The organism is Paraburkholderia sp. SIMBA_027 (assembly GCF_046535315.1).
In the GTDB taxonomy this organism is placed as follows: domain Bacteria; phylum Pseudomonadota; class Gammaproteobacteria; order Burkholderiales; family Burkholderiaceae; genus Paraburkholderia; species Paraburkholderia tropica.
Genome location: NZ_JAWRWY010001093.1, coordinates 1 through 254 on the forward strand (window position 1 = coordinate 1; position 254 = coordinate 254).

The 254-nt window shown below is 65.0% G+C and carries 1 protein-coding gene; it reads right to left on the minus strand.

Features of this window, described 5'->3' with window-relative positions; genetic code table 11:
• The coding region (locus SB764_RS42495) for a biotin/lipoyl-binding protein (protein WP_410867105.1) at positions 1 to 254 on the minus strand (254 nt) is incomplete at both ends.

Sequence of the window (254 nt, forward strand, 5' to 3'; positions counted from 1 at the left end):
GGGCTTCAAGGGTGCGGGTGTCCATGCGCGCCAGGAGTTGGCCTTTGAGCACTTTGTCGCCTTCATCCACCCGCACTTCGGCCAGGCGTCCGGGGATCTTGGCGGCGATCTGCACTTCGGTGGATTCCAGGCGACCGTTGCCCATGCTCAAGCCGGCGGGCAAGCGGTCCTGGGTGGAGCGCCAGTAACCGAAGCCACCGGCACCGATCAGCAGGGCTATCAGGGCAATGGCAAACAGGCGCGACAGAGTGTGG